The sequence below is a fragment of the Clostridium sp. genome, assembly GCF_017888565.1.
In the GTDB taxonomy this organism is placed as follows: domain Bacteria; phylum Bacillota; class Clostridia; order Clostridiales; family Clostridiaceae; genus Clostridium.
In genome coordinates, this window is record NZ_JAGHFX010000001.1 from 17,111 (window position 1) to 42,535 (window position 25,425).

At 29.9% G+C, this 25,425-nt stretch carries 23 protein-coding genes; all 23 read right to left on the reverse strand.

Features of this window, described 5'->3' with window-relative positions; translation table 11 throughout:
* Positions 1–19: 19 nt before the first annotated feature.
* Positions 20–1,222 (reverse strand): aspartate kinase, encoded by a 1,203-nt coding sequence (gene dapG / locus J7M87_RS00090; RefSeq protein ID WP_291647484.1) that lies wholly within the window; start codon positions 1,220–1,222, stop codon positions 20–22.
* A gap of 18 nt (positions 1,223–1,240) precedes the next feature.
* Entirely contained in the window at positions 1,241–1,567 is a 327-nt protein-coding gene (locus tag J7M87_RS00095; RefSeq protein WP_291647486.1) for a YlmC/YmxH family sporulation protein, read from the reverse strand.
* Between the two features lie 76 nt (positions 1,568–1,643).
* Entirely contained in the window at positions 1,644–2,951 is a 1,308-nt protein-coding gene (locus J7M87_RS00100) for a pitrilysin family protein (protein ID WP_291647488.1), read from the reverse strand.
* Between the two features lie 151 nt (positions 2,952–3,102).
* Positions 3,103–5,217, reverse strand: a complete 2,115-nt coding sequence (locus J7M87_RS00105) for a polyribonucleotide nucleotidyltransferase (protein ID WP_291647490.1) — start codon at positions 5,215–5,217, stop codon at positions 3,103–3,105.
* An 80-nt stretch (positions 5,218–5,297) separates the two neighbouring features.
* Positions 5,298–5,561 (reverse strand): 30S ribosomal protein S15, encoded by a 264-nt coding sequence (gene rpsO, locus J7M87_RS00110; protein WP_008678426.1) that lies wholly within the window; start codon positions 5,559–5,561, stop codon positions 5,298–5,300.
* Between the two features lie 128 nt (positions 5,562–5,689).
* Positions 5,690–6,613: a bifunctional riboflavin kinase/FAD synthetase gene (locus J7M87_RS00115; RefSeq protein WP_291647494.1), complete on the reverse strand. Its 924-nt coding sequence runs from the start codon at positions 6,611–6,613 to the stop codon at positions 5,690–5,692.
* A gap of 11 nt (positions 6,614–6,624) precedes the next feature.
* The gene (gene truB, locus J7M87_RS00120) at positions 6,625–7,503 is read right to left on the reverse strand and encodes a tRNA pseudouridine(55) synthase TruB (RefSeq protein WP_291647496.1); all 879 of its coding nucleotides are present in this window, start codon (positions 7,501–7,503) and stop codon (positions 6,625–6,627) included.
* The gene (locus tag J7M87_RS00125; protein ID WP_291647498.1) at positions 7,503–8,480 is read right to left on the reverse strand and encodes a bifunctional oligoribonuclease/PAP phosphatase NrnA; all 978 of its coding nucleotides are present in this window, start codon (positions 8,478–8,480) and stop codon (positions 7,503–7,505) included. Before J7M87_RS00125 ends, truB begins: the two co-directional genes overlap by 1 nt.
* Entirely contained in the window at positions 8,480–8,830 is a 351-nt protein-coding gene (gene rbfA / locus J7M87_RS00130) for a 30S ribosome-binding factor RbfA (RefSeq protein ID WP_291647500.1), read from the reverse strand. Before rbfA ends, J7M87_RS00125 begins: the two co-directional genes overlap by 1 nt.
* Positions 8,831–8,847: 17 nt before the next feature.
* Positions 8,848–10,893 (reverse strand): translation initiation factor IF-2, encoded by a 2,046-nt coding sequence (gene infB, locus J7M87_RS00135; RefSeq protein ID WP_291647502.1) that lies wholly within the window; start codon positions 10,891–10,893, stop codon positions 8,848–8,850.
* A gap of 15 nt (positions 10,894–10,908) precedes the next feature.
* Positions 10,909–11,223, reverse strand: coding sequence for a ribosomal L7Ae/L30e/S12e/Gadd45 family protein (locus J7M87_RS00140; protein ID WP_142689944.1), 315 nt, complete (start codon positions 11,221–11,223; stop codon positions 10,909–10,911).
* Positions 11,216–11,482: a YlxR family protein gene (locus J7M87_RS00145; protein ID WP_008678413.1), complete on the reverse strand. Its 267-nt coding sequence runs from the start codon at positions 11,480–11,482 to the stop codon at positions 11,216–11,218. The genes J7M87_RS00140 and J7M87_RS00145 overlap by 8 nt, the downstream gene beginning before the upstream one ends.
* A gap of 12 nt (positions 11,483–11,494) precedes the next feature.
* The gene (gene nusA, locus J7M87_RS00150; RefSeq protein ID WP_291647508.1) at positions 11,495–12,577 is read right to left on the reverse strand and encodes a transcription termination factor NusA; all 1,083 of its coding nucleotides are present in this window, start codon (positions 12,575–12,577) and stop codon (positions 11,495–11,497) included.
* 17 nt (positions 12,578–12,594) lie between these two features.
* Positions 12,595–13,053 (reverse strand): ribosome maturation factor RimP, encoded by a 459-nt coding sequence (rimP, locus tag J7M87_RS00155; RefSeq protein WP_291647510.1) that lies wholly within the window; start codon positions 13,051–13,053, stop codon positions 12,595–12,597.
* Positions 13,054–13,317: 264 nt separating this feature from the next.
* Positions 13,318–17,646 carry a PolC-type DNA polymerase III gene (locus tag J7M87_RS00160; RefSeq protein WP_291647512.1) on the reverse strand — a complete coding sequence of 1,443 codons (4,329 nt, stop codon included), beginning with the start codon at positions 17,644–17,646 and terminating at the stop codon, positions 13,318–13,320.
* A gap of 208 nt (positions 17,647–17,854) precedes the next feature.
* Positions 17,855–18,943, reverse strand: a complete 1,089-nt coding sequence (gene ispG / locus J7M87_RS00165) for a flavodoxin-dependent (E)-4-hydroxy-3-methylbut-2-enyl-diphosphate synthase (RefSeq protein ID WP_291647537.1) — start codon at positions 18,941–18,943, stop codon at positions 17,855–17,857.
* Positions 18,918–19,937 (reverse strand): M50 family metallopeptidase, encoded by a 1,020-nt coding sequence (locus tag J7M87_RS00170; RefSeq protein ID WP_291647514.1) that lies wholly within the window; start codon positions 19,935–19,937, stop codon positions 18,918–18,920. Before J7M87_RS00170 ends, ispG begins: the two co-directional genes overlap by 26 nt.
* Before the next feature lie 13 nt (positions 19,938–19,950).
* A complete protein-coding gene (gene dxr, locus J7M87_RS00175) occupies positions 19,951–21,111 on the reverse strand; it encodes a 1-deoxy-D-xylulose-5-phosphate reductoisomerase (RefSeq protein WP_291647516.1) in 1,161 nt (386 codons plus the stop codon).
* Positions 21,112–21,134: 23 nt separating this feature from the next.
* The gene (locus J7M87_RS00180) at positions 21,135–22,091 is read right to left on the reverse strand and encodes an AI-2E family transporter (protein ID WP_291647517.1); all 957 of its coding nucleotides are present in this window, start codon (positions 22,089–22,091) and stop codon (positions 21,135–21,137) included.
* A gap of 383 nt (positions 22,092–22,474) precedes the next feature.
* Positions 22,475–23,269 carry a phosphatidate cytidylyltransferase gene (locus J7M87_RS00185; RefSeq protein WP_291647518.1) on the reverse strand — a complete coding sequence of 265 codons (795 nt, stop codon included), beginning with the start codon at positions 23,267–23,269 and terminating at the stop codon, positions 22,475–22,477.
* 16 nt (positions 23,270–23,285) lie between these two features.
* The gene (locus tag J7M87_RS00190) at positions 23,286–24,047 is read right to left on the reverse strand and encodes an isoprenyl transferase (protein WP_291647519.1); all 762 of its coding nucleotides are present in this window, start codon (positions 24,045–24,047) and stop codon (positions 23,286–23,288) included.
* 55 nt (positions 24,048–24,102) lie between these two features.
* Entirely contained in the window at positions 24,103–24,660 is a 558-nt protein-coding gene (gene frr, locus J7M87_RS00195; protein ID WP_008678400.1) for a ribosome recycling factor, read from the reverse strand.
* 9 nt (positions 24,661–24,669) lie between these two features.
* On the reverse strand, positions 24,670–25,386 hold the full coding sequence (gene pyrH, locus J7M87_RS00200; RefSeq protein ID WP_291647521.1) for a UMP kinase: 717 nt from the start codon (positions 25,384–25,386) through the stop codon (positions 24,670–24,672).
* Positions 25,387–25,425 lie beyond the last annotated feature (39 nt).

The window sequence follows — 25,425 nt, forward strand, 5'->3', positions numbered from 1 at the left end:
TTGTACAAGAGGATTTATTTTATTCACCTAAATTAAATGCTTTATGAAGTAAATTAAGAGCTTTCTTAATATATTCAGATTTAATTAAACACCATATTGTCATATTAGAATCAGCTGTTTGAAGAATTTCTATTGAGCCTTTTGATAGTGTATTTATTATTTTCGCCATTATCCCCGGTACTCCAGTCATTCCTATACCAACTATAGCTATAGTGCTACAATTTTCTATTAAATTATATTTTATATCTGCCTCATTAAGAACTTTTTCTAATTTTTCTTTTTCGCATGAATCTATAGTGAAAATTTGTTCTGTTGGAAATATATTTATCAAATCTAGACTTATATTATTTTTTGCTAAAATTTCTAATAAATATCTATAATTTGCTTTATCTTTATTTTCATTTAATCTTACTGTTACTTGTGCTCTATTATTTAAATGTGTTATTCCTGAAATAGTTCTCTCATGATTACTTGTTCCATAACTATTAACTAAAGTACCTTTACAGTTACTCATAGTATTCTTAATAACTATTGGAATATTAGCTTTTCTTGCGCATTCAATAGCTCTTGGATGGATAACTTTTGCTCCTTGGTCTGCAAGTTGGAAAACTTCATTATAAGTTATTGTATCTATTAATGATGCATCATCAACTATTTTGGGATCAGCTGTCATTATTCCATCTACATCTGTATATATCTCTATTTCCTCTGCATTTAGGGCTTCTCCTATAATACAGGCTGATGTATCGCTTCCCCCTCTTCCTAGGGTTGTTAAATATCCCTTTTCAGTTACACCTTGAAATCCAGTAACTACTGGAACTTTTCCATTTTCTAAAATACCTTTAATATTTTCTGTTCTTGTATAAAGCAAATCTGCTTCAGAAAAACTATCATTTGTTATAATACCTGCTTGGCCACCAGTAAGTGGAACTGCTTGGATACCTTCATTTATTAAAACATTACTCATTACTACACTGCTTATAATTTCTCCACAGCACATAAGCATATCAGTTGCTTGTAGGTTATTCCTCTTAAAATTATTATCTAATAAAGATAATAAAGTATCTGTAGCATAAGGTTCTCCTTTCCTTCCCATTGCAGATACAACTACTACAGGTGAAAATCCTTCATTTATTGCATTTTTAACCTTAGCTACTACTTGATTTCTCCTCTCTTCAGTAGATACAGATGTACCTCCAAATTTTTGTATAATTATTTTCAAGTAATAACCTCCCTAAAATTATGCTCTAGCCCTTTTTATCTTTTCCTTATCAGCTGAAACAACTATAACATTTGCTCCAATTTTAGTAACATAGCTCCATGGGACTTCTACATATTCTCTACTACTGAATAGGCCTAGCTTACTTCCGGCAACAGCAGCAACTATAAATTGTAAATTTCCATCTTCATCAATTATAAAATCTAAAGCTTGCTGAGTATCATATTTTTCTGCTTCTTCTGTATTGAATATTTCATATCTCTCTAAATCACTAAGAAGTCTATATTTAGATTCTCTTTTTGACTCCTCTTCATAATATTCACCTTTTCGTCTATCTCCTCTTAACATAAGATTCACCTCCACACTATCTTATGTAAATCTTATGCTAATTAAAGATAATTTAGTACATAATAATATTATAAAATCATATTCTTCTTAGTCCATCTTTATTTGAATTATCATAAGCCTTTATATTTGGCTCTATTATATTGTTTAATTTCTCCCACTCTATATCTTGACCTACATATGCTGAGCTTATTATGCCTGGTTTAAAGCAAGTATCTAATACATAATTTATGTCATCAGCATTTATATTGTTAATCCTTTTTATTACTTCCTCTTGTGTTTTAATCTTATTTTGAAGTAGCATGCTCTTTGCATTTGAAAACATTCTAGATGATGTACTTTCTAAACCTAGTATATAACTTGCCTTTATTTTTTCCTTGTTAATTTCTAGTACCTCATTAGAAATTCCTTCTATAGCAAATTTTTTAAGTTCATTATTTATAACATCTAATGCCTTATCTGCAGATTGCTTACTTACTCCTGTGTAGATATTATTTATCCCAACTCCTAAATATGGCTGTCCATATGAATAAATAGTATAACAAAGACCTAACTCTTCTCTTACATTTTGGAATAATATAGATGATGCTCCTCCTCCAAATACGTTATTTAAAAGCACAAGAGAATAAGCCTTTTCATGTGCATATGGTAACCCTTTAAACGCTAAATTTATATGAAGTTGTTCTATTGGTTTATTTGTATATTTACTTTGTGAAAGTAAAATTGGAGTTTTATATTCTGGCTTATAATCTCCTTCACCTTCCCATGAACCAAAATTTTCTTCTATCATTTTCATTAATTCTTTTTCGTCAAATTTTCCACATACAGAAACTACTGAATTATGAGGTGCATAATGTGATTTTACAAATTTCTTTATCTTTTTACTATTAAATGAATTTATATTATCTATAGTACCGAGTATAGGATAAGCTAATGAATTATCTCCAAAAATAGCCTTTGATGAATCATTATCTAAAACATCTTCTGGAGTATCTTCACTCATATTTATTTCTTCAATTACTACACCTTTTTCTTTTTCTATTTCTTCATCATCAAATTTAGAATTTAATATCATATCTGCTAAAATTTCTATAGATAAATCTAAATGTGTATTTAAAGCTTTTATATAATAACAAGTTGCTTCTTTACTTGTATAAGCATTTATTTGGCCACCTACATTTTCTATTTGTTGAACAATTTCTTTTGAAGTTCTTTTTTCTGTTCCCTTAAAAAACATATGCTCTATAAAATGTGATATGCCATTTAACTCTAGCTCCTCGTTTCTTGAACCATTTTGAACCATAACACCAACACTTATTGAATTTACATGATCTATATATTCTGTTACAACTCTTAAACCATTTTTTAATGTATATATATTGTACATAGTTCCTCCTCTTTGTTTATCTTATATTTAATTCTATATTATTATTATTCTATATTATTTTAGAGTTATGTAATACTTATTTATTTATATTTAATTTAAATTTTATCATATAAAGAAAAAAAGGCAATAAATTGCCCTTTACTAACTTTTTCTATTCGCTTTTTTCTTTATTTTCTTCTGACTCATCAGTTAATGCATCTTTTCTTGAAAGATTAACTCTTCCTTGATTATCTATTTCAGTTACCTTAACTAATATTTCATCGCCTACAGATACAACATCTTCAACTTTATTTACTCTTGCTTTATCTAATTTTGATATATGGCATAATCCTTCTTTATTAGGAAGAATTTCGACAAAAGCACCAAATGTAGCTATTTTAGTTACTTTACCTAAGTAAACTTCTCCAACTTTAACTTCCTTTGTTAAACCTTCGATAATAGCTATTGCTTTATTTACTCCATCATGATCGGCTGAAGATACAAACACAGTACCATCTTCTTTAATATCAATTTTAACTCCAGTTTCTTCGATAATCTTATTAATAACTTTTCCACCTGCACCTATTACATCTCTTATCTTTTCTGGATCTATACTTATTATTGAAGTTTTAGGAGCATATGTTGAAACTTCTCCTCTTGGTCCTGGAATACATTCACTTATTTTATCTAAAATATGAAGTCTAGCCTTTCTAGCACCCATTATAGCATCTTCTATAACTTTAAAACTTAAACCTTTTATCTTAGTATCAACTTGTATTGACGTAATTCCTTCTACAGTTCCTGCAACTTTGAAGTCCATATCAGCAAAGAAGTCTTCTATTCCTTGAATATCAGTTAAAACTTCTTCTCTTGTAAGGTCTTCTGAAGTTATAAGTCCCATAGCTATACCTGCTGCTGGTCTCTTAAGAGGAACTCCTGCATCTAATAATGCTAAAGTACTACCACAAACTGAAGCTTGTGATGTTGAACCATTAGAGCTTAATACTTCTGATACTAATCTAATAGTATATGGAAATTCTTCTTCAGAAGGTATTAATGGTTCTAATGCTCTTTCTGCTAAAGCTCCATGACCTATTTCTCTTCTTCCTGGTCCTCTAAGAGGTCTAACTTCACCTACTGAATAAGCTGGGAAGTTATAGTGATGCATATATCTTTTTGATTCTTCTTCACCTATACCATCGATTATTTGAATATCACCTACTGCTCCTAAAGTAGCAACAGTCATTACTTGAGTTAATCCTCTTGTAAATAATCCTGTACCATGAGTTCTTGGTAAAATTCCTACTTCACATGATATTGGTCTTACCTGATCAAATGCTCTTTCATCCGGTCTTCTATGGTGATTTAAAAGCATATCTCTTACAACTTCTTTTTGTAAGTTGTAGATTATTTCCTTTATATCTCCTACGTTTTCTGGATACTTTTCTTCAAATTCTGCATAAACCTTTTCATTTACTTCATCCATTGCAGAATTTCTTTCATCTTTGTCAGCTATCCACATAGCTTCTTTAATCATTTCGCCAGCAAACTCTTTGATTTCATTTTCTAATTCCTTACTTGGCTTGTATAGTTCAGGAACTATTTTTTCTTTTCCGAATCTTTGCATTGCTTCTTCTTGGAATTTAATAATATCTTGGCAACTATCAAATCCAAATTTAATAGCAGCAAGCATAACATCCTCTGGAATTTCTTGACCGCCAGCTTCAATCATCATAACTCTTTCACTTGTTGCACAAACAGTTAATTGAAGTTCACTTTCTTCTCTTTCTTTAGATGTCGGATTTAAAATGAAGTTTCCATTGATTAGACCTACTTGCACAGCTGCAACAGGAGTTGTAAAAGGAATGCTTGATAAGCATAATGATAATGACGCTGCATTAATTGCTAGAATTTCTGGTAGGTTATCCTTCTCCACTGATACTACTGTACAAACAACTTGCACATCGTTTCTATATCCCTTTGGAAATAAAGGTCTTAATGGTCTGTCAACAGCTCTTCCAAATAATATAGCATTTTCTGAAGGTCTCCCTTCCCTTTTAATAAATCCACCTGGTATTTTTCCTACTGAGTATAATCTCTCTTCATATTCTACGCTTAGAGGAAAGAAATCTATACCCTCTCTTGGTTTTTCTGAAGCATTAACATTAGTTAAAATTACTGTGTCTCCATAGCTAATAAATGATGCTACGTTTGATAACATCCCAACTTTTCCAAATTCTAACTTAAGTTCTCTACCAGCTATAGTTGTTTTCATTACATTGTTCATTTTGTAACCTCCCTTCAGGCTTATATCTTATCATTTAAAATTGTTAAAATAATAGAGCGGCTTAAAAACCGCTCTAAAGACTATCTTCTTAAGCCTAATTTTTTGATTATAGCTCTGTATCTTTCGATATCTTGATCAGCTAAGTAATTTAAAAGACCTCTTCTTTGTCCAACCATCATTAAAAGACCTCTTCTTGAGTGGTGATCTTTCTTGTGCATCTTTAAGTGACCAGTTAAAGAATTAATTCTTTCTGTTAATAAAGCGATTTGCACTTCTGGTGAACCAGTATCTCCTTCATGTCTTCCGTGTTCTTTGATTATTTCTTGCTTTCTTATTGCGTCCATTGTTCGCACCTCCGTAAAATTATCCCCTATATCCATGAAATGAGCTAGCACCCTCATATCTTAGAATTAGGTTCTTCTTTGCTATTATAACAAATGATATAGATATTGTAAATTATAATTTTACATAATTATATTACTATATCTCTATCCTTAGCAAAATTTTCGTCCTTTTTTATTTGTTCAACAAGCTCATCTAATGAATTAAACTTTATTTCTTCTCTAATTCTTTCAATAAAATAAACTTTAATCTCTTGTCCATAGATAGTATTATTAAAATCTAGTATATATGTTTCTATAGTTAATTGTTGCCCATTTACCGTAGGATTATACCCAACAGATGTAATTCCTTTATAGGCTTTATTATTATACTCTACATTAGTATAATAAACTCCCTTATCTGGAATTATAATTTTACTATCAAACTCTAAATTTGCAGTTGGAAATCCTATGGTTCTTCCTAACTTTTTGCCATGAATAACTTTTCCTTTAATTAAATATGGCTTAGATAACATTTTAGAAGCTTCCTTCACGTCTCCTTCTAAAATACTCTTTCTAATTCTAGTACTACTTATTACATCACTATTATAAGTATATGGCTTCATTACATATAATTTATATCCATATTTACTTTGAAGATCTTCCAATAGTTTTACATCCCCTAAATTTTTATATCCAAATTTAAAGTTAAATCCAACTATAATTCCTTTTACATTATAATCTACACAAAGTAATTTTATAAAATCTTCTGCAGAAACTGACATAAATTCTTTAGTAAAACTTCTTAGTACTACTATATCTACATTTTCTTCTTCTAAATACTTAAGCTTAGTTTCTAAATCCATAATTAATTTAGGTGCACTTTCTGGCTTTACTAATGTTTTAGGATGATTTTTATATGTAAAAACCATACTCTTACCATTTTTCTCTTTAGCAACTTGGACAGTCTTTTTTACAAGGGATAAGTGACCAGAATGAAGTCCATCAAAACTTCCTAATGCTACATAGTTTTCACTATCCTTATTATCCATAATAATATCATCTATTACTATCATATCCTGCTCCCCTAATTAATTAATAATTTTTCTATTTTAAAGCCTTGATGATCACTTTTACCAAGTCCTATAAAAATTCCACTTTCATCATAAACTCTATATAGTTTTCCTATTTCAATATTTTCTTTAGTAAGCCTCTTATCAAAAACTTTAACACCATTAATTAAAAGTTTTGAAAATCTACTTAAAACTATTAATTTTTCATAGGAATCTAAAGCATCTTCTATACTTATAATGTAATCTTTTATATTTTCAGAATTTATATCTTCTATATTAACAGACTCATCCTCAGTAAATTTAGATGTTTTACTTCTTTTTAGCTTTGTCATAGTAGCTCCAACATTTAAAGCTTCCCCTATATCATAACAAAGACTTCTTATATATGTCCCCTTTGAACATGTAACTTTCATACTAATATATGGATTATTTATCCTTACATTTTCTATTTTGTATATACTTATGAGTCTACCTTCTCTTTCTACTTCTATGCCTTTTCTTGCTAATTCATAAAGCCTTACACCATTTTGTTTTAAAGCAGAATACATAGGTGGAACTTGAGAATATTCTTTTTCAAAAGAATAAATAGCTTTTAATATATCTTCATTTCCAATATTAGATGGATCTTTTTCTTCTATTATATCTCCCTCTAAATCATATGTAGTAGTTTTCATACCAAGCTTAAACTCTACTTCATAGATCTTGTCACTATTCATTATATAATCAATAATTTTTGTTCCTTTTCCTATACATATAGGCAAAACACCACTTGCTTCTGGATCTAGTGTACCAGTATGTCCAACCTTTCCAGTACCTGCTGCTTTTTTTATTATTCTCACAGCATCAAAAGAAGTCATACCAGTATTCTTAAAAATATTAATTACGCCGTTCATTATAACAACTCTTTCTCTATTTCCTCTAGAATTTTGTTCTTAGCCTCGTCTAATTTTATCCCCTTTAAAGTTATCCCTGCCGCTTTTACGTGACCACCGCCACCTAGCTTTTCAGCTATATTTCTAACATCAAATTTATCTTTCGATCTCAAACTTGCCTTAGAACCATTTTCTACTTCCTTTATTAATAGTGCAACTTCTACACCTTTTATTTGTAATCCAAAAGCTATTATATCTGATGTATCCCCTATTTCTATTCCAAGCTCATCCCCATAAGCCATAGGAATTTTAATTAGCGCTACTTTTCGATCAAATAAAAGTTCCATATCATTTAATGCTTTACCTATTAATCTAATCTTTTCAAAACTCTTATTATCAAAAAGATTTTGGTGTATATAAGTGTTATTCACACCAATTTTCTTTAATTTTGCTGCAATATTATGAGTTCTAAAAGTTACATTTGAATGTCTAAATGCACCTGTATCTGTAACTAATGACGTATAAAGACACGTTCCTATATCTCTTATATCATCATTTTCATCATTAAAATCAATTCCTAATAACTCTAATAATTCAAAAACTACTTCTGCTGTAGCTGCAGCTTCTATATCTACATAATTTAACTCTCCATATTTATCATTTGTAATATGATGATCTAAATTTAATATACTTCCTTTAAAATTATCTAGATCTGCAGATATTCTTTCATAATTTCCACAATCTAATACTACAACTATTGAAGTATCATCAACTGGAGTTATTAAATTTCCTGTAGCTTCATTTGCACCTTTAAGAAACTGAAGATTTTCTGATATTATATCTTTTGAAATTAAATAAGCATCTTTTTTTAAGGTTCTTAATCCATTTAATAGTGCAAGTGCACTACCTACTGCATCACCATCAGGTGATACATGGTAGGTAATGCCAACTTTTTTACTATCTAAAATTATTTTAGATATATCTTTTAATGTATCCATTACTTTTCCTTAACCTTTTCTATAAGCTCTTCTATCTTCATACTATAGCTTATAGAATCATCAAGTTCAAATAATATTTGAGGTGTATTCCTCAAATTTATTCTTTGACCTATTTCTTTTCTTATATATCCGCTTGCACTTTTTAATGCTGCAAAGGTTTCGTTCTTTTCTTCTTCATTTTTACCAAAAATACTTACAAATACCTTTGCATATCTTAAATCTTTAGTTACTTTAACTGCTGTAATTGAAACCATAGCAGTCATTCTAGGATCTTTAATTTCATCTCTTATTATAACGCTTATTTCTCTTCTAACTTCTTCGTTTATTCTTCCACCTCTGTAATTAGCCATTTAAAATCACCTCTTTATTAAAGCTGCTTTCTTTCAATTGCCTGCATACTAAATGACTCTATTACGTCACCTTCTTTAAGATCATTAAATTTTTCAACACTTAAACCACACTCATAGCCAGTGTTTACTTCTTTTGCATCATCTTTAAATCTCTTAAGTGAAGCTAAAGTTGATTCAAATATTACTATTCCATCTCTTATAACTCTAACCTCTGAGTTTCTTATTATTTTACCATCTGTAACATAGCATCCAGCAATTGTTCCTACATTTGAAATTTTATAAACCATTCTTACTTCTGCTTTTCCATTTACTACTTCTTTATATTCTGGATCAAGCATTCCAATCATAGCTGATTTAACATCTTCTATTGCGTCGTAAATTATTCTATATGTTTTAATGTCAACGCCTTCTTTATCTGCTATAACTGTTGCATTTGAATCAGGTCTTACATTAAATCCTATAAGTAATGCATTTGAAGCTGTTGCAAGGGTAACATCTGTTTCAGTTATAGCACCAACACCACCGTGAATTACTCTTACCTTAACATCTTCTGTTGAAAGCTTTTCTAATGATTGCTTTATAGCTTGAACTGATCCTTGAACATCAGCCTTAACTATGATTCCAAGCTCTTTAACTGTTCCTTCTTGAATTTGACTATATAAATCTTCAAGAGAAACTCTATTTGCTGAATGGAAGCTTTCATCTTTAATTTTTTGTCTTCTTGTTTCAGCCATATTTCTTGCTGTTTTTTCATCTTTAACAACAGTAAATCTATCTCCTGCTGCTGGAACTTCTGAAAGTCCTAAAATTTCTACTGGAATAGAAGGACCTGCTGCTTTTATACTCTTTCCTTTATCATCAAACATAGCTCTTATTCTACCATATGTAGAACCAACTAAAATTGAATCTCCTACATGTAATGTACCATTTTGAATAAGTAATGTTGCAACTGCACCTCTACCTTTGTCAAGTTTAGCTTCTATAACAGTACCCTTAGCTTTTCTCTTTGGATCTGCTTTAAGTTCTCCCATTTCTGATGTTAATAAAACCATTTCTAATAATTGTTCTAAATTTTCGCCAGTTTTTGCTGATACAGGAACACATATAGTGTCTCCACCCCAGTCTTCAGCTACTAATTCATATTCAGTTAATTCTTGCTTAACTCTATCTATATTAGCTCCTGGTCTATCTATTTTATTTATAGCTACTATCATAGGAACTTCTGCTGCTTTACAGTGGCTAATAGCTTCTTTTGTTTGTGGCATTATACCATCATCTGCTGCAACAACTAATATAACTACATCTGTAACTTGAGCTCCTCTTGCTCTCATTGCTGTAAAGGCCTCATGTCCTGGTGTATCTAAAAATGTTAATTTTTCACCATTTACATTTACAGTATAAGCTCCAATATGTTGAGTTATACCACCAGCTTCATGAGCTGTAACATTAGCTTTTCTTATGGCATCTAATAATGAAGTCTTACCATGGTCAACGTGACCCATAACTGTAACTATAGGAGGTCTCTTAACTAGGTTTTCTTCTACAACTTCTTCTTCTTCAACTACTTCTAACTCTTCTTTTTCTTCTTTTTTAACGACTAAGCATTCATACTTTTCACATACTTTTTCAGCTGTTGCAAAATCTATTTCCTGATTTATTGCAGCCATTACTCCTGTAAAAATAAGTGTTTTTATAACATCTGCAGTTGGCTTTCCAAGTTTTTCTGCAAGTTCTTTAACAGTTATAGTTTCACCAATTTCAACTACTCCTGATCCACCTTCACCAACTGATTCAACTACATCTTCTGCTTTCTTTTTCTTTCTCTTTTTAGCTTGATTATTAACTTCTTCAGCTAATATTTCTTCATATTCGTCAACTATAGTTTTATCTGTTGCTGATCCAGCCTCTCCAATTAATTCTTTAATTAATTCTGCATCTTCATCCTCTATAACGCTCATATGATTTTTCACATCAACACTAAATTCATTCATTAATAATTCTATAAGTTCTTTTGAACTGATTTGCAGTTCCTTTGCCAATTCATATACTCTGATTTTTGACAATAAAATCACCCCCGGTTAAATTTTAACTTTTTCCTCTTCGTAAAGGGTATAAAGTTTTTTAGCCATATTTTCGTCTGTTATAGCTAGTATTTTTACTTCTTCTCTTCCAATTGAAGTTCCTAACTCTTCTTTCGAAAAGTCTTCTATAAATTTTATGTCTTTTGCTATACAATGATTTTTAAACTTCTTTTTTGTACTACTTGAAGCATCATTTGACATTATGAATAAAAAAATAGACTTTCTATTTCTTTGTTCATCACATTTACTATACCCTTCAACTAAATTTCCTGATCTTTTAGCTAGGCCTAGAAAATTAAAAAATTTATTCATTTTCAATCTCTTCCCTTAATCTATTATATATAACTTCATCTATAGCTATATCTAAGTTTCTTGAAAGTCTTTTAGCTTTGAAAGCTTTTTCTAAACATTCTTTATCTTTACAAATATATGCACCTCTACCTGATTTTTTACCAGTTAAATCAACAGAAACTTCACCTTCTGGGCTTTTAACAACCCTTATAAGTTCCTTTTTAGGTTTCATCTCCATACATCCTGTGCACATTCTTAAAGGAATTTTCTTTACTTTCATAAAAATCCTCCCTTATTCTATAGTTTCTTCAACTGTTTCTTCTTTTAATGCATCTGCTTGGGATTTGCTTTTTATATCTATTTTCCAATTTGTTAACTTCGCTGCAAGTCTAACATTTTGCCCTTCTTTTCCTATTGCAAGTGATAATTGATTATCATCTACAACTACTTTTGCAGATTTTGTTTCTTCACAAGCAACAACTTCTAAAACTTTTGAAGGGCTTAATGCTGCTGCTATAAATTCTTCTGGATCTTTGCTCCATTTTATTATGTCTATTTTTTCACCTTTAAGTTCGTTAACTATATTTTGAACTCTTGTTCCTTTTGGTCCAACACAGGCTCCCATTGGATCTACATTTTCATCATTTGAGTAAACTGCAATTTTACTTCTTGAACCAGCTTCTCTTGAAATGCTCTTAATTTCAACAACACCTTCATATATTTCAGGTACTTCTAATTCAAATAGTCTTTTTACTAATCCTGGATGAGTTCTTGAAACTAAAATTTGAGCTCCCTTTGATCCATTTTTAACTTCTACAACATATAGTTTTACTTTTTCATTAAATTTATATTCTTCTCTTGGAATTTGTTCATTTGGTCCAATAGACGTTTCTATTCTTCCAAGATTTACAAAGACATTACCTTTGTCTTTTCTTAAAACAGTTCCTGTAATTATGTCGTATTCTAACTCTTTGTATTCTGAATATACTATGTTTCTTTCAGCTTCTCTTATTCTTTGAGTTACTACCCCTTTAGCAAGCTGAGCTGCTACTCTACCAAAATTCTTTGGAGTAACTTCTAAATCAACTATATCATCAAGATCATATCTTGGGCTAACTTCTTTAGCTTCTTCTAAACTTATTTCAGTTACATCATCATAAACATCTTCAACTACTACCTTTTGAGCGTATACATGAATTTCCCCTGTTTCTCTATTTATGCTTACTTTAACATTTTGTGCTGAAGTTGTTGGACTAGCGTAGTTCTTTTTATATGCTGCAACTAAAGCATCCTCTATAGTAGTGAAAATTAAATCTTCGCTAATCCCCTTATCTTTAACAATTTCTTTAAGAGCACTTATAAACTCTTGGTTCATTTCTAATATCCTCCTTATTATATTTCCCCTTCTAAATTGGCTGATTTTATTTTATCTTTTGGAATTGTAATTAATTCATCAGCTTCGATAACAACTGAATCATCATTTACTTCCTTTAATATGCCTTTTAAATTTTTTCTTCCATTTAATGATTTTGTAAATCTAATCATTACTTCTTTTCCTATTTGCTTTTTAAAGTGATTGTCTGTAAATAATGTTCTATTTAATCCTGGTGATGAAACTTCTAAAAAGTATGCTTCTTTAATTGGATCCTTTTCATCCATAACATCACTAACTCTTCTAGATAAGGCTTCACAATCAGATAAAGCTATACCACCATCTTTGTCAATATATATTCTTAAATAATATTCTCCATTTTCCTTTACATACTCAATATGATAAATTTCATAATTTAGTTCTTCAGCTATAGGTCTTACTAATTGATCAATAGTTTCTAATAATGCATCAACTTTCATATTAACCCTCCTTTACTATATTCAGTTTTTAATTTTAAAGTTTTACTAAATCTTAACTACTCTATAAAAAAAGCAACTATTCGTAGTTGCAATTAAATAGAAAGAGCGGGCATTTATAACTCCCACTCACATTCTCTAGCTATTAGTAAATTACTTCTTTAATTATCCTATCATAATTTCCTAATAAATACAAGGGGTAGCAATTAAATTATTACGTTACTTATATTAATTACTTGCCCCATATATATTGTTTTTATACTTAATTTAAAATAAAGATAATTGATTTGTTTCTGACATCCCTTCAAGGCATCCATGATTACTTAAAGTTTCTATTACGGTTTTTGAAACTTTTGATCTTACTCTTAAATCTTCCTTAGATATAAATTCCCCTTCTTTTCTTGCCTCTACTATACTTTTTGCTGCATTATCTCCAACACCTTGAAGCGCACTTATAGGCGGTCTTATTCCATCTTTCTCAATTGTAAACTTTGTTGCTTCTGATATATACAAATCTACCTTTAAGAATTTAAGTCCTCTTGCATAAAGTTCATAGGAAAGTTCCAAAACAGTAATCAATCCTTTATCCTTTGCTGTAACTTTATTTCCAAGTTCATAAAGTTCATCTAATTTTGCTTTTATTGCTCCTGGCCCTTTGCAAATAAGGTCTGCATCAAAATCATCTGCTCTTACAGTAAAATATGTTGCATAATAAGCTTCCGGATAATATACCTTAAAATATGCTATCCTTACAGCCATCATTACATAAGCGACAGCATGCCCCTTAGGGAACATGTATTTTATTCTTTTACATGACTCTATATACCAATCAGGAACATTATTTTCCTTCATAGTTTTCTCAAATTCCTCTGTTAATCCCTTACCCTTTCTAACACTTTCCATTATAGTAAATGCCATCTTAGGTGGAACTCCAGCATACATTAAATAAACCATAATGTCATCTCTTGTGGATATACAATCTTTAAGTGTAGTATATCCTTCTTTTATGAAGTACTGTGCATTATTAAGCCATACATCTGTACCATGTGAAAGGCCAGATATTCTCACTAAATCAGCAAAACTTTTTGGTTGCGTATCTACAAGCATTCCTCTAACAAATTTTGTTCCAAATTCAGGGAGCCCATAACTACCAACTTCACATCCTAATTCATCCTTGGTTACTCCTAATGCTTCTGGTGAAGTAAATAGTGAAATAACCTTTTTATCATTTAATGGTATAGTTTTTGGATCAACTCCTGTTAAATCTTGAAGCATTCTAATCATGGTAGGATCGTCATGCCCCAGTATATCAAGTTTAAGTAGTCTTCCTGATATGGAGTGATAATCAAAATGTGTTGTAGTTACATCTGATGTTGGATCATCTGCTGGACGTTGTATTGGTGTAAAATTATAAATTTCATTATCACTTGGAACAACCATAATACCACCTGGATGCTGCCCTGTTGTTCTTTTTATTCCTGTACACCCAATAGTTAGCCTTTCAATTTCAGCACTTGTGGCTCTAAGTTCTCTTTCATCTAAATATTTTCTTACATATCCATATGCTGTTTTTTCAGCAACGGTACCTATTGTTCCTGCTTTAAATACGTATCCTTTACCAAACAAAACTTCTGTGTATTTATGAATTTCTCCTTGGTTGTCACCAGAGAAGTTAAGATCTATATCTGGTTCCTTATCGCCTTCAAAGCCTAGGAAAGTTTCAAATGGTATATCATGACCATCTTTTATATATTCAGCTCCACATTTTGGACAATCCTTATCCTCTAAATCAGCTCCAGAGCTTACAGAACCATCTAAGAAAAACTCAGAATTTTTACAATTAGGACAAACATAATGTGGTGGTAACCCATTAACTTCAGTTATATTTGACATTGTTGCAACAAAGGATGATCCAACAGATCCTCTCGATCCAACTAAGTATCCATCTGCTAAGGATTTTGCAACTAGCTTTTGTGCAATTAGATAAAGAACAGCATAACCATTATTTATAATTGAATTTAATTCCTTATCTAATCTTTTTTGAACAATTTCAGGTAGCGGATCTCCATAAATTGAGTGCACCTTTTCCATAGTCATTTCTCTTATTTCATCATCTGCACCTTCTATTTTAGGTGGATATGTTTCATCTGGTATTGGTTTTAAAACATCTATTGAGTCTGCAACTTCTCCTGGATTAGTTATTACAACTTCTTTTGCCCCATCTATTCCTAAATAAGAAAACTCTTTTAACATTTCTTCAGTAGTCTTTAAATATAAAGGGGGCTGCTTTTCAGAATCTGAAAAACCTTGTCCTGCCATTATTATTCTTCTAAAAACCTCATCTTGCGGATCTAAAAAATGGACATCTCCCGTTGCTACTACTAGTTTATTAAGCTCTTTACCTAAATTATATATCTTAGTGTTTAAAATCCTAAGTTCTTCTTCATCTTTTACATTTCCCTTATTTATAAGATACTCATTATTGCCTATAGGCTGAATTTCTAAATAATCATAAAATGCCATAATTTCTTTCAATTCTTCATCTGATTTTCCATCTAAAACAGCTCTATATACCTCTCCTGCTTCACAAGCAGAACCAATAATAAGACCATCTCTCATTTCCATAAGCTTACTTTTTCTAACTCTCGGACTCTTATGAAAATTATCGATATGAGCTTCTGATACCAATTTATATAAGTTCTTCATTCCCTCCTGAGTCTTTGCAAAAATTATTATATGATATGTCTTTTCCTTTTTAATATCCATTTTTTCAAGGAATTCTTTATTTAAATCATTAAGGCTATTCATATTTAATTCTTCAATCATCTTCTTAATAGCTATCAAGAAAATTTCTGCTGTTGCTTTTGCATCATCAACTGCTCTATGATGATTTTCAAGCGAAACTCCAAGGTGTTTAGCTACTAGATTTAACTTAACTCTTTTTAATTCAGGATATAAAAATCTTGCGAGAGGAACAGTGTCTACTATAGTTGAATTGAATTCAAGACCTAAATCATTACAATTCTTTTTTATAAATCCGGTATCAAAAGCTGCATTATGGGCTACTACCGCACAACCATCTATAAACCCCATAAATTTAGGCAAAACAACCTCTATAGGGTCTGCATCTTGAACCATTTCATCTGTTATTCCTGTCAGTTCTGTTATCTTATAAGGAATTCTACATTTAGGATATACAAATTCACTAAATCTATCTATTACTTCTCTTCCCTTAATTTTCACAGCTCCTATTTCTATTATCTTATCATTTTTAGCTGAAAATCCTGTAGTTTCTATATCAAATACTATAAAAGTATCATCAAAACTTTGCCCCATATCATTTAATGCTATTGGTATTCCATCATTAACTAAATATCCTTCTACTCCATATAGCACCTTTATTTTATTTTTTTTAGCTGCAATTTGAGCATCTGGAAAAGCTTGAACAACACCATGATCTGTTATTGCAATAGCTTTATGTCCCCACTTTGCTGCTCTTTCTATTATCTTAGTAGCTGATACAACACCATCCATGGCACTCATAGTAGTATGACAATGAAGCTCAACTCTTTTTTCCTCTGCTCCATCCATTCTTTCTATTTTACTCATTCTTAAGATATCTCTACCCATTATTACTACTTCTCTAGCATATGTATCATAAATAGCTTCTCCTCTTACTTTACAGTATAGGCCTTTCTTAACATTATCCAATACTTCTTCAGTTTCTTGTGGCTTTAAAAAGCATTTTACAGTTATTGAACTTGTATAATCTGTAATAAAGAAAGTTAATATAGTCTTACCTGTTTTAGTTTCAACTATATCTGTTTTGAACACTTCCCCTATAACAGCAACAACTCCTGAGGTCTCATCAATTTCCTTAATTGGAATAGCTTCTTGACTTATACCTCTACCTAAGATGCTATTTTCACTTTTAGGTTCTCTCTTAAATTCTCTTTTTTCATATGGCTTCTTAGGCTTAGAACTTTGCTTTTCCTCGCTAGGCTTAGTTGTAGACTGTGCCGAAATATTTCTACCACTGAAAATTTCTTTTAAAACTTCTTTTTCTTTTTCAAGCTTTTCAGTATAGTCATTTTCTACTTCTAGGCTGCTATCATACTCTAAAGTTATCTTAGATTTTATTCCAAATATACTTTCTATCTTTAATGCTATTTGTTTTGGAATATCTTTTGTATTTAGATGCTCATTTATTTTCTCATATCCACTAGATATATTTATGGTATTACCGCTAACAGTCTTCTTCCCTTTAGTAAGTACAGATTTAGATAAAGGAGCTTTTTTCATCACATCTTCTGTAACCTCAACCCAATGCTTTTCTACTATTTCATTTAGTGTTAAATTTGATATATCTCTATAAAATAAAACTTCTATATTAATATCGATTCCTAATGTTTTCTTAATTGCTCTTTTAACTTCATCTTCTTCTTGATTATTTAAACCATCTTTTCCACGTAATACTACTTTTAGAAGATTGCTTTTCTTTAAAAACTGAAACTTTATTATATTTATTCCTTTATCTTCTAATGATTCATTTTTATTTATTTCTTTCTTTATAAGTTTTAAAGCATCTTCACTCAAATAAAAACACCTCCTATATAATTGATAATGGACAATTGATAGCGGAAAATTTAAAATGGAAAATTTAAGATGGACAATACAATTATCAATTCAGATTTTAGTGTCTAATATTTGGTACTTAAACATTAACGAAATAATTGACAATGTAAAATGTCAATTAAGTAGTTATTTAACTTAATTTTTCATTATTCATTGTCAATTATTTTAATTACATATTTTCTATTTCTTTCATTAACTCTTCAATTAAATCTTCTTCTTTTACTTTTTTAACGATTATACCTTTTTTAAAGATTAAACCTTCTCCTCTACCACCAGCAATTCCAATATCTGCTTCTCTTGCTTCTCCTGGTCCATTAACAGCACATCCCATTACAGCAACCTTAATATTTTTATTTATGCTTTCTAATTTTTTTTCAACTTCTTGTGCTATTTTTATAAGATTTATTTGAGTTCTACCACAAGTTGGACAAGATATAAATTGTAATCCACTTTCTCTTAATTTTAAAGCTTTTAATATTTCTTTTGCAACCTTTATTTCTTCAATTGGGTCACTAGTTAAAGATACCCTAACAGTATCACCTATACCTTCGGCTAAAAGTGTACCAAGTCCAATACTTGATTTTATTGTTCCTCTAAAAGGTGTTCCAGATTCTGTTACTCCTAGATGAAGAGGATAATTACAACTTTCACTCATTAGTCTATAAGCCTCTATCATCATTACAACATCAGATGATTTTATTGATATAACTATATCATAAAACTCTAATTCTTCTAGTATCTTAACATGTCTTAAAGCTGATTCTACTAATCCCTTAGCAGTTGGTTTCCCATCTCTTTCTAAAATATCCTTTTCTAAAGATCCTGAATTTACACCAATTCTAATTGGTAAATTTTTAGCCTTTGCTGCTTCTGCAACTATTTTTACTTTTTCTATACTTCCAATATTACCTGGATTTATTCTTAGGGCTGATACCCCATTTTCAATAGCTGCTAAAGCTAATTTATAATCAAAATGTATATCTGCAACTACAGGGATTGGTGAATTTTCACATATCCCCTTTAGTGCCTCTGCAGCCTTCATATCAGGAACTGCACATCTTATTATTTCACATCCTGCTTTATATAAAGTATTTATTTGTTCTAATGTAGCTTCTACATCTCTTGTATCTGTATTTGTCATTGATTGAATAGATACAGGAGCATCTCCTCCTATATAACAACTTCCAACCTTAACTTTTCTTGTTTTTTTTCTTTCCATTTTCTTTTCTCTCCTAAAGTTGTATAGGGAATAATATATCTTTTATTGTAACTATAATCATAAGTCCAAAAAGTAGCATTATTCCAACGTAGTTCATCGCCCCAACTATCTTATCTGGAACTTTTCTTCTTGTAATAAGCTCTATTAATAATATTACAGTCCATCCACCATCTAGTGCTGGGAATGGTAACATATTAAACACAGCTAAATTTATACTTATGAAAGCTATAAAATACATAAGATTCCATATACCATTTTTTGCGGCTTCACTAGACATTCTAATAATAGATACCGGTCCCCCTACGTCCGTTTTAAAATTAACTTCTCCCATAATCATCATTTTTAAACTTTTATAAGTTTGACTAATTACTGATAGTGTTTCCTTGAAGCTTTGTTTAAAACTTTGCACAATACCTGGATTATCTACTCTTTCAAATCCAAAGCCTATCATGTATCTTTCCCTTCCATTTTCCTCTGTCAACTTAGGAGTAACAGTAACTTCCTTTTTCTCCCCACTTCTTTCAATTAAAAAGTTAATTGGATTATCTTTTGCAAGACTTATTCCTATTGTTAAATCATCTGCAGAAAATACTCTACTTCCATTAACTTTTAAGAATTTATCGCCTTCTTGTAACCCTGCCTCCATTGCTGGCATATTTTCAATTAAGCTATTTACCTTAGGTAAACTATATCCAAACTTATTTAAAAACACTGTAAAGATAATTATAGCAAATAAGAAATTCATAGTTGCTCCTGCTATAATAACACTTATTCTTCTAAGAGGCGATTTTGAAGAAAAGCTTCTTTCATCTTGAACCTCTTCTTCTTCTCCCATCATTTTAACATATCCTCCAATAGGAAACAAACCTATTGAATATTTTGTTTCTTTTCCTTGAGTAGAAAGTATTTTAGGTCCCATTCCAATAGCAAATTCTTCAACCTTTATTCCATTAACCTTTGCCATAATAAAATGCCCAAGTTCATGAACTATTATAAGCAAACTAAATCCTAATAACGCATAGATTATATACAATATATCTCTCCTCCTAATTCCATCTTGCCCTTATATATTCTCTTACTTTCTTATCTAATTCAATTACATTTTCTAAAGTAATTTCATTTGATTTTTCATCTTTAAAGTATTCTAAAGCTTCTTCTATTATTTCTGCAACTTGTAAAAATTTTATCTTTTCTTCTAATAGTAAAGCTACTGCTTCTTCATTAGCACCGTTTAATATACATGGTGCTAGCCCGCCCTCTCTTCCAGCTTTATAAGCAAGCTTTAAGCATTTAAAAGTTTCTAAGTCAGGTTTTTCAAAAGTTAGTGCTCCAATTTCATAAAAATTAAGTCTTTCTGCTATAGCATGTTTTCTTTCTTTTTTATTAATTGCATATTGTATAGGTAACTTCATATCTGTTGATCCTAACTGAGCAATAACGCTTGCATCATTATATTCTACCATAGAATGAATTATACTTTGCGGATGAACTACTACTTCTATGTTTTCATATGAACAATTAAATAAGAAATGTGCTTCAATAACTTCAAGTCCTTTATTCATAAGTGTTGCTGAATCTATAGATATTTTTTGACCCATATTCCATTTTGGATGTTTTAATGCATCCTTTACAGTAACACTTTTTAAATATTCAGTATCCTTTCCTCTAAATGGTCCCCCTGAAGCTGTTAAAATAATTTTCTTTACATCTTTTTCAGTATACCCATTTAAGGCTTGGAATATAGCACTATGTTCTGAATCTACCGGCAGTATATCTACTCCCATTTCTTTTGCTTTTTTCATTACTAATTCGCCAGCTACAACTAAAGTTTCTTTATTAGCTAATGCTATATCTTTTTTTGCTTCGATGGCTTTTATAGTTGGTCTTAGCCCAATCATACCCACTACTGATGTTAAAACCATATCTATCTCATCTAAAGTAGCAATTTTTTCAAGACCTTCTATCCCCGAATAGACTTCTATCTTTAAATTGTTATCTAAGCAATATTTTTTTATAGCTTTTGAACTTTCATCATCCATCATGGCTACATACTTAGGATTAAATTCCTTTATTATTTCCTTAATCTTTTCAACAGATGAATTAGCACTTATACCTATAAGCTTAATTTCATTATTTGAGTTTCTTATCACATCCAAAGTTTGAGTGCCTATCGAGCCTGTAGCCCCTAAAATTGAAATGTTTTTCATACTTACCTCCTAGCATTTAGTATTTAACTACTGTAAATCATATCTTTTGCAATTATACTGTAAATCGGACCTGCAATTATACCAACAAATCCAAACATTTTTACCCCTACATAAATCGATACTATAACTATTAATGGATGAATCTCTAGCTTACTACTTAGAAATTTTGCCTCTAATATTTCCCTAACAAACCTTTCTAACAAATATAACGAAATTAATCCAATTACTAATAAGTACCTCTTCATTATAATATTGTATATTATAATTGGCATAAAAACAATTGTTGTTCCAACAAAAGGAAGTATATCTAAAATAGAACATAGACTTCCTAAAAAAATACTATTATGTATTCCAAGTATCTTAAATCCTAAAGTTATTATAAAAGCACTTAATATTATCAATCTGACTTCTATTTTAAAAACTTCTTTTAAATTTTTTATTTTCTCCATAAAGTTATTTATAATTTCTTTAGGAAATAAGTTTTTTAGTAAATCATAAATTTTATTCTTATCTACCAATATAAAGTAATCTATTATATTTGCTAAGAAATAAGAAACAACTCCATCACCAGTCACAATCGCCCCTTGCATTATCATATTACTACTAAAGAATCCACTTAATGTTTGCAACATCTTGTTTAAGTCAAAATTTAAAAGTATTTTCATATTTTTAATAAATGCATCTACCTCTGACATATTATTTCTATAAAATTTATAAAATAAACTTAAAATTGTATTTCCGAAATAAAATATCATAATAAATATAAAAATATTTATTATGAGTAGACTTAAGATTGCGCACATAGATTTCGGTAAATTAATTTTCACAAAAAATTTGTATACTGGTTGAGTTATTAAAATCATTATAACAACAATAATAAAGGGTTGAAAATAGTTTTTTATTAATATTGTAATTAATGAAATAATAATAAATGTAATTACTAAGTTTATTATTTTATTGTAAGTATCGTATAATTTCATAATACTACTCCTTATTAACTCATATATAAGTTGTACTAGAAACTATATTTAACTCAAATATATAACCAATTGAAAGCATTCAAATATATCTAGTATTAAGTAACTTATATATAAAAAAATTTAAATACTCATATGTTTTCAATCATAATATTTTACTTAACTTAATATACTAGATATTTAATATATTAGCATATTTAAATTTACAGATTACTAATTGAAACATCAATACTATGATTATATTAATATTAATGCTAATACATACCTTACTCTTTCATAATATAAATTTATTTTAAACATGAAAAAGGTAGGGAATGGTTATCCCTACCTTTTTTAAATTGATAAATTGTATATATTCTAAATATTTGATCTTATAGTACTTTCATCTAAATTCCTACTATGAAAGTTAGGTAATAAAAAACTACAGCTGAATTAAATAATATAGAATCAAATCTGTCTAAAATCCCGCCATGTCCAGGTATTAAATTACTATAATCTTTAATTCCCACATATCTTTTTACAGATGATGCGACTAAATCGCCAAACTGACCCATTATTCCACATAATGCACCTATTAAAAAGAAATGAATTATTGAAACTTCAGGTACATAGTTACCAATTATTAATCCATATATTCCACATCCAATAGTGCTTCCTAAGAATCCACCTACCGAACCAGCAACAGTCTTTTTAGGACTCACTTCTGGGCAAAGCTTTCTTTTCCCTAAATACTTACCTGCATAATATGCAGTTGTATCTGCAATCCAAGATCCTAAGAAAATTAACCATACTAAATACTCGCCACCAACTTTACTATTTACTATAGGTATAAAGCTAAATAGCACACCTACATATAAAAAACCTAATAAAGTTATTGAAACATCAATAAATGTATATTTTAAATTTATAATAGGTATAATTAGTAAAACTATAGCCGCAAGAACTATAATATACATAATTTCTTCAAAGTTATTTCCTCTTAAATAAAAAATTACTAAAAGTACATACCCTACTATAGGTACCGGCTTAAACTTCTTTTCTTTTAATGCCTTATAAAATTCATATAAACCACATACTGAAATAACTATTGTAAAAGACTTAAGCCAAATTCCACCTAGTAAAATAAAGAGTATAAATGGAGCTATTATAGCTGCTCCTAAATATCTACTATTTAACTTCATTTTTCCACCTCAACTATTATACTCCCCCATATCTCCTATCTCTATGCTGATAATCATATATGGCTTTATGTAAGTGTTCTTCATTAAAATCTGGCCAACATACATTGGAATACCAAAATTCTGAATAAGCACATTGCCATAATAAAAAATTGCTAATTCTTTGTTCACCTGAAGGTCTTATAATTAAATCTGGATCTGGCATATTATTGGTATATAAATATTTTTCAAATACTTCTTCATTAATATCATTTATATTTATTTTTCCCTTTTTAGCCTCTTCTGATACCATCTTAACTGCTCTTATTATCTCATCTCTACCACCATAATTGAAAGCTATATTTAATACTATTCCATTATTGTTTCTAGTTATATTTATTGCTTCATTAACTTCCTTTTGAGCCTCAATTGGTAACTTATTTATATCACCCAAAATTCTAATCACAACACCATTCCTATTTAATTCAGCTAATTCACTTCTTAAATATTCAACAAGCAATTTCATAAGTGCAGAAACTTCATCATCCGGCCTCTTCCAATTTTCAGTTGAAAATGCATATAAAGTCAAGTATTTTATTCCTAATATATGAGCTTCTTTTATTACTCTTCTTATAGTTTCAACACCAGCTTTATGCCCCATAGTTCTTGGAAGCTTTCTTTGCTTAGCCCACCTTCCATTACCATCCATGATTATAGCTATATGTTTAGGTATATTTTCTTTATCTAAAACTATTTCTTCTTTATTAATTTTGTTTTTACTAGTTTTAAAAATATCTAACATATTTATGTTCCCTCCACCATTACTAATATGGAAAAAAACCTGCTAAAGGCAGGTTTTAAATTGACATAATCTCTTTTTCTTTTGCCACAATTATTGTATCTACTTCTTTAACGAAAGAATCTATTATTTTTTGAACTTTTTCTTCTGAATTTTTAAGTTCATCTTCAGTTATTTCTCCATCTTTCTTTAATGCTTTAATTTTATCATTAGCTTCTCTTCTGATAGATCTTAAAGCAACTTTTGCTTCTTCACCTGTTTTCTTAACATTTTTAACAAGATTCCTTCTTGTTTCTTCTGTTAATTCTGGAACTACTAATCTAATTACACTACCATCATTTGATGGGTTTATTCCTAAATCTGAAGTAAGTATAGCTTTTTCGATTTCTTTCATTAAACTTTTTTCCCAAGGTGAAATTACTAAAACTCTTGGTTCTGGTGCTGAAATATTAGCTACTTGATTTAATGGACATGGGCTACCGTAGTAATCAACTTGTATTCTATCAAGCATTGTTGGGTTAGCTCTACCAGCTCTCATAGTTGAAAGATCAGATTTTAATACAGAAATAGTTTTTTTCATTTTTTCTTCTGCTTTTTGAATAATATCCTTAATCATAAAAACCTCCTATTTTTTAGATGAAACTAACGTTCCTATTTTTTCACCAGAAATAGCTCTTTTTATATTTCCTGGTTCTTCTAATCCAAATACTAAGATTGGAATATTGTTATCCATGCACAATGAAGTTGCAGTTGAATCCATTACTTGTAATCCTTTTTCAAGCACTTCTATATAAGTAAGTGTATCATATTTTTTAGCATCTGAGTACTTATATGGATCTTTATCATAAACACCATCAACTTTTTTAGCTAAAAGTATAACATCTGCCTCAATTTCTGCTGCTCTTAAAGCCGCTGTAGTATCAGTTGAAAAATATGGATTTCCTGTTCCTGCTGCAAATATAACTACTCTACCTTTTTCTAAATGTCTTACTGCTCTTCTTCTTATAAATGGTTCAGCAATTTCTTTCATTTCTATAGCAGTTTGAACTCTTGTCATTACTCCATTTTGTTCAAGTGAATCTTGAAGAGCTAAAGCATTTATACATGTAGCAAGCATTCCCATATGATCTGCTTGTGATCTATCCATTCCTTCTCCACTTCTTCCTCTCCAGATGTTTCCTCCACCTACTACTAATCCTACTTCTATTCCCATTTCTACTAAATCTTTAACTTCTAATGTAATTCTTTTTATTATATCAAAATCAAACCCAAATCCATTTACCCCTGCTAAAGCTTCTCCTGAAACCTTAAGAATTACTCTCTTATATTGACATTTTTCCATTCTTAGTACCTCCATATATTATTTGGTTACTTCCTAAAA